Annotated in this window: 10 protein-coding genes; 6 read left to right on the top strand and 4 right to left on the bottom strand. The window is 64.9% G+C overall.

The features are described 5' to 3' along the window. Positions 1-33: 33 nt before the first annotated feature. Positions 34-1,227, bottom strand: coding sequence for an ROK family transcriptional regulator (locus tag N2K95_RS03330; RefSeq protein WP_260652906.1), 1,194 nt, complete (start codon positions 1,225-1,227; stop codon positions 34-36). A gap of 276 nt (positions 1,228-1,503) precedes the next feature. Between N2K95_RS03330 and N2K95_RS03325 the strand changes: the two genes are divergently transcribed. Together N2K95_RS03325 and N2K95_RS03320 are read left to right on the top strand one after the other, a co-directional pair. After that, on the top strand, positions 1,504-2,685 hold the full coding sequence (locus N2K95_RS03325) for a Gfo/Idh/MocA family protein (protein WP_260652905.1): 1,182 nt from the start codon (positions 1,504-1,506) through the stop codon (positions 2,683-2,685). Between the two features lie 39 nt (positions 2,686-2,724). Then, complete coding sequence (locus N2K95_RS03320) at positions 2,725-3,726, top strand: sugar phosphate isomerase/epimerase family protein (RefSeq protein ID WP_260652904.1); 1,002 nt, start codon at positions 2,725-2,727, stop codon at positions 3,724-3,726. Positions 3,727-3,781: 55 nt separating this feature from the next. On the opposite strand, the gene N2K95_RS03315 is transcribed toward N2K95_RS03320, so the two are convergent. Further along, complete coding sequence (locus N2K95_RS03315; RefSeq protein ID WP_260652903.1) at positions 3,782-4,828, bottom strand: LacI family DNA-binding transcriptional regulator; 1,047 nt, start codon at positions 4,826-4,828, stop codon at positions 3,782-3,784. Positions 4,829-5,112: 284 nt separating this feature from the next. Here N2K95_RS03315 and arfA point away from each other — a divergent pair, with 284 nt between their 5' ends. The 4 genes from arfA to N2K95_RS03295 all read left to right on the top strand — a co-directional run bounded on the left by arfA (position 5,113) and on the right by N2K95_RS03295 (position 10,052). Further along, positions 5,113-6,624 carry an arabinosylfuranosidase ArfA gene (arfA, locus tag N2K95_RS03310; RefSeq protein ID WP_260652902.1) on the top strand — a complete coding sequence of 504 codons (1,512 nt, stop codon included), beginning with the start codon at positions 5,113-5,115 and terminating at the stop codon, positions 6,622-6,624. Between the two features lie 107 nt (positions 6,625-6,731). Continuing rightward, entirely contained in the window at positions 6,732-8,099 is a 1,368-nt protein-coding gene (locus N2K95_RS03305) for an ABC transporter substrate-binding protein (protein WP_260652901.1), read from the top strand. Between the two features lie 148 nt (positions 8,100-8,247). Next, the gene (locus N2K95_RS03300) at positions 8,248-9,123 is read left to right on the top strand and encodes a carbohydrate ABC transporter permease (RefSeq protein ID WP_260652900.1); all 876 of its coding nucleotides are present in this window, start codon (positions 8,248-8,250) and stop codon (positions 9,121-9,123) included. Further along, entirely contained in the window at positions 9,123-10,052 is a 930-nt protein-coding gene (locus tag N2K95_RS03295) for a carbohydrate ABC transporter permease (protein ID WP_260652899.1), read from the top strand. Before N2K95_RS03300 ends, N2K95_RS03295 begins: the two co-directional genes overlap by 1 nt. Before the next feature lie 108 nt (positions 10,053-10,160). Here the strand turns inward: N2K95_RS03295 and mmsB are convergent, their stop codons facing one another. Both mmsB and mmsA read right to left on the bottom strand, forming a co-directional pair. Then, complete coding sequence (gene mmsB, locus N2K95_RS03290) at positions 10,161-11,363, bottom strand: multiple monosaccharide ABC transporter permease (RefSeq protein ID WP_407080111.1); 1,203 nt, start codon at positions 11,361-11,363, stop codon at positions 10,161-10,163. Continuing rightward, positions 11,360-12,907 carry a multiple monosaccharide ABC transporter ATP-binding protein gene (gene mmsA, locus N2K95_RS03285; RefSeq protein ID WP_260652898.1) on the bottom strand — a complete coding sequence of 516 codons (1,548 nt, stop codon included), beginning with the start codon at positions 12,905-12,907 and terminating at the stop codon, positions 11,360-11,362. The genes mmsB and mmsA overlap by 4 nt, the downstream gene beginning before the upstream one ends. Positions 12,908-12,941 lie beyond the last annotated feature (34 nt).

Below are 12,941 nucleotides of genomic sequence, written 5' to 3'. Positions count from 1 at the left end.
CCCTCAGTTTAGTCGGCCGCCATTGAACCAGCCTTAAACCCCCACCCGCCCCGCCAACATCCGCTCCACACTCTCCGCGGACAGCGCATGCTGGATGGCAAGCTGGGACGCGCCCAGCATCCCGGCGTCGAGCCCGGACGCGGACTGCACAATCCGCAGGTGCTGGGTGGCCAGCGGCATAGTGCGCGAATAGACCACTTCGCGCACCCCGGCAATGAAGTGCTCGCCGGCCAGCGCCATCGACCCGCCGAACACAACCACCTCGGGGTTGAGCATGCTCAGGCACGTGGCGAGGACTTCGCCCACCTCGCGGCCGGCCTGACGCACCGCCTGCACTGCCTCATGGTTGCCCGAGTGCACCAGGGCAACGACGTCGCGCCCGTCCTGCGCGGCCAGCTTCAGGGAACGCAGCCGGGCGGCGACAGCGGGTCCGGCAGCCAGCGCCTCCAGGCAGCCGCGGTTCCCGCACCGGCACAGCAGGTCCTCGCCGCTGGGCACCCGGATGTGCCCGATGTCCCCGGCCACCCCGTCGGCGCCGCGCAGCAGGCTGCCGTTGCTGATAATCCCGGCGCCGATGCCGGTGGCAACCTTCACGAAGACCAGGTTCTCGACGTCGGGCCACGCGGCCTCACGCTCCCCCATCGACATCACGTTGACGTCGTTGTCCACCAGCACCGGGACGGGGAAGGATTCCTGCAGGTAGCCGGGGACGTCGAAGCCGTGCCAGCCGGGCATGATCGGCGGGTTGATCGGGCGGCCGGAGCGGTGCTCCACGGGTCCGGGCAGGCCGACACCGACGGCGAGCAGCTCGGCAGCAGACCGCCCGGTCGATGCCAGCAGCGCAGTTCCGAGCTCCACCACGGTGTCCAGCACCGCCACCGGACCGTCGCTGACCGGCAGGTCGCGGGAGGCATCGGCCAGGGCGTTACCGACCAGATCGGTAAGGCCCACACGCAGGTGGCTCGCGCCGACGTCGACCCCCAGGACCACGCGTGCCCCCGTCTGCAGCGCAAACCGGGAGGACGGCCGTCCGCCGGCAGACACGGCGTCTTCGAGGGGCGCTACAAGTCCGAGGTCCATGAGCGCCTCCAGCCGCAGCGTGATGGTGGAGCGGGCCACCCCCACCAGATCGGCCAGCTCGCTGCGGGTGCGGGGCTGCCCGTCCCGCAGGAGCTGGACAAGTTCGCTGGCGCCGGGGGCGGCGGGGTTATTCCTGAGTTCGATCACTGGGCAATTCAAACATGGGATCGCCACTGCCGTGCTGCCCCGAAATGGTCAGTCGCGGAAGCGTAAATCCCCCCTCCATCAGGTGTCCCGTACTTATGTCGATGGCCAGTAGTATGTTGGACCGCAATCGCCTGACTTCTGTTATTGTGACGCGTATCGCAACGCAGGACAAACTTGATGGAGGGGTACGGGCGGGCGCGCATCTCCGCTGGCTTTGCCTGACGCACAGTCTTCCTAGGCACGGTCTCAAATGCAGCACAGCACAAAGGAGAAAACATGAACAAGCCGCTGAGGGTGGCACTGGTGGGGCACGGCTTTATGGGGGCAGCCCACTCGCAGGCCTGGCGGGTGGCTCCCCGGTTCTTCGATCTGCCCCTGCAGCCGCAGATGGAGCTGCTGGTGGGCCGCGATGCGGAACGGACGCAGGATGCCGCGCGGAAATGGGGCTGGGCCGGGTCCGCCACCGGCTGGCGGGAGGCCGTCACCCGGGAGGACATCGACGTCGTGGACATCGTCACCCCCGGTGCCTCCCACGCGGAGATCGCCATTGCAGCGCTCGACGCCGGCAAGCACGTGCTCTGCGAAAAGCCGCTGGCCAACACGGTGGAAGAGGCACGGGCGATGGCCGACGCCGCCGCCCGTGCCCAAACCCGGGGTGTGCAGGCGATGGTGGGCTTCACCTACCGGCGGCTGCCCGCCACCACCCACGCCCGGAACCTGGTGGCATCGGGCGCGATCGGCACGGTGCGGCAGGTCCGGGCCGTGTACCTGCAGGACTGGCTGGTGGACGAGGACTCCCCGCTGACCTGGCGGCTGCAGCAGGACAAGGCCGGGTCCGGCGTCCTCGGCGATCTGGGCGCGCACGCCATCGATCTGGCCCAGTACATCACCGGGGTCCCGCTGGCCGAGGTCAGCGGCACCCTCGCCACCCTCGTGCACACCCGTCCCGTGCCCGACGCGGAACAGCGCGGCACCGGACTGGGCGGAGGCGCCGGAGCAGCCGGCACCCGAGGTCCGGTGACGGTCGACGACGTCGCCCTGTTTACCGGGCGGTTCGAGGACGGCGTGCTGGGCTCCTTCGAAGCCAGCCGGATGGCCACCGGCCGCAAGAACGCGTTCCGGCTGGAAATCTCCGGCAGCCTCGGGGCGATCAGCTTCGACCTGGAGGACCTGAACTTCCTGGGCTTTATGGATTACACGCTGCCGCCGGACCGGCAGGGATTCACCCGCATCATGGTGACCGAACCGGAGCACCCCTACCTCTCCGCATGGTGGCCCGCCGGCCATTCGCTGGGCTACGAACACGGCTTCGTGCACCAGGCAAAGGACTTCGTGGAGGCCATCGCCGCCGGAACCGCACCCGCGCCGTCGTTCGCTGACGGACTGCAGGTCCAGGAAGTCCTCGATGCCGTAGCCCGCAGTGCAGCCAAGTCCAGCGTATGGTTGCCCGTACGCTGACCACCCAGCCCCTGAATCCCTAGGCAAAGGAGCCTGCACATGTCCCGACCAGTCACTCTGTTTACCGGCCAGTGGGCGGATCTACCGCTCGAAGAAGTGGCCCGCCTTGCCTCCGGCTGGGGGTACGACGGGCTGGAAATCGCCTGCTGGGGCGACCATCTGGACCCCTGGCGCTGGGATGACGAGGAGTATGTGCAGAGCCGCCGCGACATTCTGGAGAAGTACCACCTGAAGGTGTTCGCCATTTCCAACCACCTCAAGGGGCAGGCGGTCTGCGACGACCCGATCGATCAGCGCCACCGGGACATGGTTTCCGACCAGGTGTGGGGCGACGGCGATCCGGAGGGCGTCCGGCAACGGGCAGCGGAGGAAATGAAGCACACCGCCCGGCTTGCCGCAGTGCTGGGGGTGGACACCGTGATCGGCTTTACCGGTTCGTCCATCTGGAAATACGTGGCCATGTTCCCGCCGGTTTCGGCGGAGGCCATCGACGCCGGCTACCAGGATTTTGCCGACCGGTGGAATCCCATCCTCGACGTCTTCGACGAGGTGGGCGTGCGCTTTGCCCACGAGGTCCATCCCAGCGAGATTGCCTACGACTACTGGACCACCGTCCGGGCGATGGAGGCGATCGGCAACCGGCCCGCCTTCGGCCTGAACTGGGACCCCAGCCACTTTGTCTGGCAGGACCTGGATCCGGTGGCGTTCCTCTGGGATTTCCAGGACCGGATCTACCACGTGGACTGCAAGGACACGAAGAAGCGGATGAGCAACGGCCGCAACGGCCGGCTCGGCTCGCACCTGCCCTGGGCCGATCCGCGGCGCGGCTGGGACTTCGTTTCCACCGGCCACGGGGACGTCCCCTGGGAGGACGCCTTCCGGATGCTCAACAGCATCGGCTACACCGGGCCCATCTCGGTGGAGTGGGAGGACGCCGGCATGGACCGGCTGGTCGGGGCGCCCGAAGCGCTGGCCTTTGTCCGTTCGCTGGCGCTGGATCCGCCCGATGCGGCGTTCGACGCGGCTTTTTCCTCGCGCTAGCGCCCCCACAACGACGACGGCGGCCCCTCCTGCGGGAGGTAAGCCGCCGTCGTCGTTAGTGCCCGTCGTCCCGAACCTCGCTGCCGCCAAAACCGGTGGATTCCCGATGGACAATCCGGAAACCGGCCTTCACCGTCCGCGGAGCCAAAGGCTCCTCCTTTTCCCCGATCCGCTCCACCAGCAGGCGGACCGCTGTCTCCGCGATCTCCTCCCTGCCTGGATCGACGCTGGTCAGGGAAGGGAGGGAATAGCGGCCCTCATCGATGTTGTCGAAGCCGATGACCGCGACGTCGCGGGGCACGCTCAGGCCTTCCTCCGCGAGCCGGCGCAACGCCCCCAGCGCGAGCGTGTCATTCATGGCAAATACGGCATCGAAGGCGGCGCCGCGACGGCAAAGGTCCGCAATGGCGGCGGCTCCGGTTTCACGGCCCCAGCTGCCGCCGCGCACCACCAGCGCCGGATCACTGGAAATCCCGGCACCGGCGAGGGCCTGATGATAACCACGCTCCCGCAGGCTGGCCGAGCTCGCCGCATCCCCGGAGCTATCCAGTGCTCCCACCAGGGCGATCCGTGAGCGGCCGGTGTGCAGGAGGTGCTCGACGGCGGCCCGGGCGGACGAGGTGTTGTGCATGGTCACGTGGTCGGTGGGTCCGTCGAAGATCCGCTCGCCCAGCAGCACTAGGGGTCCGCCGGCGGGCAGGAGGCCGACGTCGTCCTGGCCCAGCTCTGCGGGACTGAACAGCATTCCGTCGATGAAGCGGATCTGGCCTCCGGAAAGGGCCTCGAGCTCGAGCTTCCGTTCACCGTTCGTCTGTTCGATCAGCACCCGCAGCCCCCGCTTGGCAGCTTCACGGATCACGGCGTCGGCGAGTTCGGCAAAGTAGTTTTCCCGCAGCGAGGGAACGGTCAGCCCGATCACCCCGGTCTTGCCGGAACGCAGTCCCCGGGCCGAGAGGTTCGGCCGATACCCCAGTTCGTCAATGATCCTGCGGACCCGCGACCGGGTTGCCGAGCCCACCTTGGGACTGTCGTTGAGGACGTTGGACACCGTCTTGATCGACACGCCGGCCGCCCGGGCAACATCGTGGATTGTCGGACTCATGCCTACGCCGCGCCCCTCTCCTGCCCTCCAGCATCTCCGGCCGGGCAATGTACAAATCCTAGCCCTGTGAAAATGCGCCTCCGCCCGCTCCTCCACCCGTACTTCCCCGGCCGACCAGTTACAAAAACTTTTTTCCATTTCCACGAAAAGGCTATTGACGCCCCGCTATTACCGGTTTAGCGTTCCGGTACAACGTTGTACCTGCCTTAGGCTGCACCATTCCCGCGGTATTCGCAACGCCGGAGATCCTCACCGACCAGTGACATTTTGACGACGGAGTCCTTATGCCCAATGTCCGCCTTACCCTTGACCCCCATTTCTCTGTGGGACCGGTCAGCCGCAGGGTTTTCGGTTCCTTTGTGGAACATCTGGGACGCAGTATTTACGGCGGCATTTACGAGCCGGAGCATTACACGGCGAATGACGACGGGTTCCGCCGCGACGTTATTGACCTCGTGCGTGAGCTGGGAATTTCCACCGTGCGCTACCCGGGCGGAAACTTTGTCTCGGGCTACCGGTGGGAAGACGGGGTTGGCCCCCGCCAGGACCGGCCCAGCAGACTGGACCTGGCCTGGCACTCAATCGAAAGCAACGACGTCGGGCTGGATGAGTTTGCCCGGTGGGTCACCGAAATCGGCGGCGAACTGATGTACGCGGTCAACCTCGGTACCCGGGGTGTGCAGGAAGCCCTGGACGTCCTCGAATACGCGAACATCCCGGCCGGCACCGCACTCTCGGACCGGCGGGTTGCCAACGGCAGCCCCCTCCCCCACAACATCCGGATCTGGTGCCTGGGCAACGAAATGGACGGACCGTGGCAGCTCGGCCACGGCACCGCCACCGAATACGCCCGCCTGGCCGGCAAAACGGCCCGGGCCATGCGCCAGCTGGATCCCGCCCTGGAACTCGTTGTCTGCGGCAGTTCAAGTGCCGCCATGCCGACCTTCGGAGAATGGGAACGCACGGTCCTGACGGAGACGTACGAGGACGTCGACTTCATTTCCTGCCACGCCTACTACGAGCCGCAGGACGGTGATTTCTCCAGCTTCCTTGCCTCCGCCGTGAGCATGGACCGCTTCATCGATTCGGTGGTTGCAAGCGCTGACCATGTCAAAGCCGTCCGCGGCAGTGACAAGACCATGTACCTGTCCTTCGACGAGTGGAACGTCTGGTACCAGTCGCAGTACAACGACGGCGAGAAAATCACCGACGCCGCCGTGTGGCCCCAGGCGCCGCGCCTGCTGGAGAATGCCTACTCGGCCATGGACGCTGTTGTCGTCGGCGGGCTCCTGATCAGCCTGCTCCGCCATGCGGACCGGGTGACGGCAGCCAGCCTGGCACAGCTTGTCAACGTCATCGCTCCGATCATGACCGAGCAGCAGGGCCCGGCCTGGCGGCAGACCACGTTCTATCCGTTTTCCATCACCTCGCGCCTGGCCCGGGGAACGGTCCTGGATCCGAAAATCGATTCCCCGAGCATGCACACGGACGCGTACGGGCAGGTGCCCATGGTCGATGCGGTCGCCACCCATGACGAGGCCACCGGCAACACCTCGGTTTTCCTGGTCAACCGCAGCCTGAGCGAAGCCGTCACGATCAGTATCGATGCCGGGCAGCTGGGCATCGACGGCATCCAGAGCGCCGAGACCCTGCACCATGAGGACTTCCACGCCGCCAACACCCTCCAGGACCAGGACCGTGTGGTCCCCGAACCCAACAAAAGCGCGTACGTCGACAACGGAACAGTCACGGTGACCCTTCCTCCGGTGTCGTGGACTGCACTCGCGCTGAACTAGTCACCAAACGCACCATCATCCATCCCGCGGAGCAGCAGCGGGGTTGAAAGCTTTCATTCCGGGCTGCTGACAACGGTGTCTTTGCACCGCGAAAGGACTAGCTAACAATGATCAAGGGAAAAGGCCTGCTCGCAGCAGGCATAACAACGGCATTGGCCGCAGCAATGGTCGGCTGTTCCAATGACAGCGGCGGCAATTCCAGCGCAGGCGGGGACGGCGCCAGCAAAACGAACTGCACCAACGAGATCAAGGTGAAGGACGTCCCCGTGGTCACTTACTGGGCGTGGTTCGAAGACACCGCCCAGACCGTCGATAACTTCAACAACAGCCATGACGATGTGCAGATCTGCTGGTCGAACGCCGGCCAGGGAGCTGATGCGTATACCAAGCTCTCGACCTCGCTCCAGTCCAAATCCGGGGCGCCCGACATCGTCCAGATCGAGTACGACTGGCTGAACAGTTTCCTCCTCCAGGACGGACTCGTGGACATGACCGAGTACGGCATCGAGGAGTACAAGGACAACTACACCGAAGGTGCATGGCGCGACGTCTCCAGCGGTGACGGTGTCTATGCCGTACCGGTCGACCTGGGACCGGTGGGCCTGTGGTACCGGCAGGACCTCTTCGAAAAATACTCCATCCCGATTCCGACCACCTGGGATGAGTACGCAGCCGCAGCCGAGCAGCTGGCCGCGGCATCCGGCGGAGAAACCCTGATCGGCAACTTCGCACCGAACGGACAGGGCCAGCATTACGCCTTCCTCGATCAGGCAGGCGCCGTACCGTTCGACTTCGACAACGGCAATCCCACCGAAATCAGCATCAACCACAATGACGATGCCAGCAAGAAGGTGTTCGACTACTGGATCGATCTCGTTGATCGGGACCTTGTGGGTACGGACCAGGCCTGGACCCCCGAGTTCAGCACCGCCCTGGGCAGCGGCCGGTACGCCACGGCGATCTATCCGGTCTGGTACAACATCCACATTCCGGCGTTGGAAGGTGCTGACACGGACGCTGTCTGGCGTGCAGCCCCGATTCCGCAGTGGGACGCCGCCAACCCGAAGCAGGTGAACTGGGGCGGCAGCACGCTGGGCGTGACCGTGCAGGCCGACGACGCCGAACTTGCCACGAAGGTTGCGGCTGAACTCTACGAGCCTCAGGAAAACAAGGAACTAGGGGTCGAGGTGGGCGGACTCTTCCTGGCCGACCCCGAGATGATCGAATCCGCATACTTCCAGGACCGCCCCTACGACTTCTACGGCGGACAGCAGCTGAACAAGGAAGTGTTCGGCCCCGCCGCCCTTGAGTACAAGGGCGTGACGTTCTCGCCGTTCACGCAGTTCTACTACGACGAGTCCCAGCGCCTGCTCTCGGAAGCGATCGATGGCAGCATGTCGGCAGATGAAGCGGCGGATGAACTCCAGGCGTCGTTGGAGGCCTACGCCACCGAGCAGGGTTTCACCCTGAAATGAGTAACTCCGGGCGGGTGGAGCTGTGCTCCGCCCGTCCGGAGGTCATCACATAGGCGCCCCAAGGAAGAGACACATGTCAGCCACTTCAGCCACCTCACAGCTACAAAAACCAGCTGGCCGCCCGGCCCCGGTAAAGCGGAAGAGCACCTTGGAGCGGAAGAACGCCCGGTTCGGCTGGGTGTTTCTCGCCCCCTTCGCGGTCGTGTTCCTCGTCTTCCTCGTCCTTCCGCTCTGTTATGCGTTCTGGATGAGCCTCCACACCAATACCCTCGCGGGAGGCGAGCAGTTCGCCGGGCTGGAGAACTACACCAAAGCCTTCAGCGACCAGCGCTTCCTGTCAGGGATGGCGCGGGTCGCGGGGTTCGCCCTCGTCTTCGTTCCGCTCCAGATCGGGCTGGCGCTGGTCTTCGCGCTGATCCTCGACGATGTCAGAACCCGTCTGTCCCGGTTCTCCCGCCTGCTCATCTTCGCGCCCTACGCCATCCCCGGGGTGATCGGAGCCCTGATGTGGGGGTTCCTCTACAGCCCGTCCTTCGGTCCGCTGGTGTCCTTCTTCGATTTCCTGCACCTGCAGGCGCCCGACCTGCTCAACCGGGATTCGATCTTCTGGTCGCTGACCAACATCGTGACCTGGCAGTGGACCGGCTACTACATGATCATCATCTACGCGTCCCTGCAGTCGATCGACCCGTCCATCTATGAAGCGGCCAGGATCGACGGAGCATCCAAGCTCCAGACCGCCCTGCAGGTCAAGGTACCGATTGTCACGTCATCACTCGTGCTGACCATGGTGTTCGCGCTGATCGGGACGCTGCAGTTCTTTACCGAACCGCAGGTGCTGGCTCCGCTGGCCGGCAACGCCATCGACGCCGCGTATACCCCCAACCTGTATGCGTACAATCTGGCGTTCTCCTACCAGCAGTTCAACTACGCCTCGGCCATCTCCTTCGCGCTCGGACTCATGGTCTTCCTGGCCTCCATTATTTTCCTGATCGCCACCCGCAAGAAGAGCGGACTCAACTGATGACAACTTCACCTGCACCGCTTCTCGACGAGGCCGTCACCGCCTCCGGGCGGACGAAGCAACGCGTCAACCGGAAAGCGAAGGGTGAGCGGTCCGTCGGCCTGCACATCCTCCTGGCGGTGGCGTCCCTGTACTTCCTTCTTCCGCTGTGGTGGCTCATCGTCGCGGGGACCAAGAGCACCCAGGGACTGTTCACCGGAAGCGGCGGGCCGCTGTGGTTCGATAAGAACTTCGCCCTCTTTGACAACCTGCAGCAGCTGGCAACCTACAACAACGGCATCTACCTGCGCTGGCTGGGCAACTCGTTCCTGTACGCAACGGCCGGCGGCCTCGGGGCCACCATCCTTGCTGTGCTCGCCGGGTACGCGTTCGCGAAGTACCGCTTCCGGGGCCGGACCATCAGCTTCATGATCCTCCTGGCATCGGTCATGGTGCCCGCCACGGCCCTCGTCATTCCGACGTACGTGCTGTTCAACAACCTCGGCCTCACGAACACGATCTGGGCTGTCATCCTCCCGTCGCTGCTGAGCCCGTTCGGTGTCTACCTCATGCGTGTCTATGTCCAGGACGCTATTCCGGACGAGCTTCTTGATGCCGCCCGGGTGGACGGCTCAGGGGAAATCCGGACGTTCTTCACCATCGCCCTGCCGCTGATGCGCCCGGCCGTTGTCACCGTGCTGCTGCTGTCCGTGGTGGGCGGATGGAACAACTATTTCCTGCCGCTGGCCATGATCTCGGACCAGACGCTGCTTCCGGTGACGGTGGGGCTCAATGCCTGGCAGGTTCAGTCGAACTCCGCCACGGCGAACAGCCTCGTCTGGAACCTGGTCACCAGCGGGTCGCTGGTCTCGGTCATCCCGCTCATCATCTCGTTCCTCTTGCTGCAGAAGTACTGGCAGGGCGGGCTCTCCCTGGGCAGCCTCAAGTAAGGGCAGCACCGCTCGGCAGCTGGGCAATAAACGCAGCCGGGCAATAAACAACGACGGCGGCCCCTCCATCGGGAGGTAAGCCGCCGTCGTCGTTCGCTGCGAGAAAACCTACCGGGCGTTGCGCTTCCGGCTGAGACCGAAGACAACGGCCAGCAGCAGCACGAGGCCCTTGATGATCTGCTGCCACGCGGCGTCCACGGACAGGATGGACAGGCCCTGGTTCAGCACACCCATTACCAGGCCGCCGATCACGGCGCCCACCACGGTGCCCACGCCGCCCTGCACCGAAGCGCCGCCGATGAACACGGCGGCAATGGCGTCCAGCTCAAACCCTTCACCGGCCGAGGCCACTGCTCCGCCGGCGCGGGCGGTGCTGACCACAGCGGCAAGTCCGGCGAGGAAGCCCATGTTCACGAACACCAGGAAGTTAACCCACCGGGTCTTCACGCCGGACATCATGGCAGCGTTCAGGTTCCCGCCCATGGCGTAGATGTGGCGACCGAACACCGTGCGGCCCAGCAGGAACGAGTAGGCCATCACCAGCCCGGCCAGGAGGATCAGGATGATCGGCAGGCCGCGGCTGTAGGCCAGCAGGTAGCAGAGGTACATGATGGCGAACACGGCTACGGCGTTCTTGAACACGAACGAGCCCATCCGTTCCCGCGGCAGGTCGAGCCGGCGCAGGTCCGCCCGGCCCTTCAGCTGCTGCACCACCAGGGCAATCGATGCCAGGGCGCCGATGCCCAGGGTGAGCAGGTCCGGAGTGCCGGTGGAGGGCAGGGCGCCGGAGCCGATGGCGTTGAACGGCCGCGGCAGGCCGCTGACTGTGCCGCCGGTCAGCAGGACCAGGGCGACGCCGCGGAAGACGAGCATCCCGGCCAGCGTGACAATGAAGGCGGGTATCCCCACGAACGCCACCCAGAAGCCCTGCCAGGCTCCGATCAGCGCACCGGCCACCAGCGAAAGCACTACGGCGGCCCACCAGGGCATTCCCCAGTCATTCATGGCCAGGGCGGCAATGGCTCCCACCGCGGCCACCACGGAGCCCACGGAGAGGTCGATGTGTCCGGCAATGATCACCATGACCATGCCGATGGCCAGGATCAGCACATAGGCGTTTTGCTGGATGAGGTTGCTGATATTGCCCGGGTAGAGCAGCCGGCCGCCGGTGAGCACCTGGAACAGCAGGATGATCACAACAAGTGCGGCCAGGATGCCGTATTGGCGCAGGTCTACCCGGCGGCGCTTCTTCGAAGCCGCGGCTTGCGGCGGCAGCGGTGCCTTCGCCTGTTCTGGGGTTGTGGTGGTCACTGGACTTGTACTCCTTGGGTCCTGGCGGCGGTCATGTGTCGCATCAGTTCTTCCTGGGTGGCGTCGGCACGGTCCACTTCTGCAGTGAGCCGTCCCTCGGCGATGGTGTAGATGCGGTCACAGAGCCCGATCAGTTCGGGCAGTTCGCTGGAGATGACGATTACGGCTTTGCCCTGGGCCGCCATCTCGTTGATGATTCCGTAAATTTCGTACTTGGCGCCGACGTCGATCCCGCGGGTGGGTTCATCGAGGATCAGCACCTCCGGGCCGGAGTAGATCCACTTGCTGAGGACTACTTTCTGCTGGTTTCCGCCGGAGAGGTTGCCGACGGTCGAGGTGACGCTGGGGGTGCGGATGTTCATCCGCTGCCGGTAGTCGTCCGCCACGGCGTATTCCCGGTGCCGGTCAATGACACCCAGCCGGGCCAGTTTGCCGAGTGCGGCAGCGGAGACGTTGACGGTCACGTTGCCGATGAGGTTCAGGCCGTAGCGCTTGCGGTCCTCGCTGACGTAGGCCAGGCCGTTGCGGATTGCCTCGCCCACCGTACGGGTGCCGATTTCGACGCCGTCCTTGTAGACCCGCCCGGAAATTCCGGTGCCGTAGGAGCGGCCGAAGATGCTCATGGCCAGCTCCGTGCGGCCGGCGCCCATCAGGCCGGCGAACCCGATGATCTCCCCGGCACGGACGTTGAAGGACGCGTCCTTCACCACCACGCGGTCCGGATCCACCGGGTGGTGCACCGTCCAGTCCTCCACGCGGAACTTCTCCTCGCCGATGTCCGGTTCCCGGGGCGGGAACTGGTGGTCCAGCGGGCGGCCGACCATGGCGCGGATGATCCGGGTTTCAATCTCGTCGGTGTCCTCCACCGGAAAATCTTCAATGGTCTTCCCGTCGCGGATCACCGTGACGGTATCGGCAATCGAGCGGATTTCCTTGAGCTTGTGGGAAATAATGATCGAGGTGATCCCCTGCCCGCGCAGCTGGTCGATCAGGCCCAGCAGGTGGGCGGAGTCGTCGTCGTTCAGTGCGGCAGTGGGCTCGTCGAGGATCAGGATCTTCACCTCTTTGGAGAGTGCCTTGGCAATCTCCACCAGCTGCTGCTTACCCACGCCGAGCTCGAGGATCTTGGTGGCCGGATTCTCGTCCAGCCCCACCCGCTCCAGCAGGGCGGCGGCCAACAGATTCGTCTTATTCCAGTCGATCACTCCGCCGCGCGCCACCTCGTTGCCGAGGAAGATGTTCTCCGCGATGGACAGGTACGGGCTCAGCGCCAGTTCCTGGTGGATGATCACAATACCGTCGCGCTCGCTGTCGTTGATCGAGCTGTAGCTGACGGGCTTGCCGTCAAGGGTGATGGTTCCCGCGAAGCTGCCGTGCGGGTAGACCCCGCTGAGCACCTTCATCAGGGTGGATTTACCGGCACCGTTTTCGCCGCAGACGGCGTGGACTTCGCCGCGTTCAACGTTCACGGACACCTCGTCGAGGGCCCGGATGCCGTTGAACTCCTTCACAATGCCGTCCATGGACAGGATGACGTCAGTCATGTCGTTCTCGCTTCAGTAGCTTCAATACAGGCGG

Origin of the sequence: Arthrobacter zhaoxinii (assembly GCF_025244925.1) — a bacterium.
GTDB classification, from domain to species: Bacteria; Actinomycetota; Actinomycetes; order Actinomycetales; family Micrococcaceae; genus Arthrobacter_B; species Arthrobacter_B zhaoxinii.
This window is presented reverse-complemented; position numbering and strand designations above follow the sequence as displayed.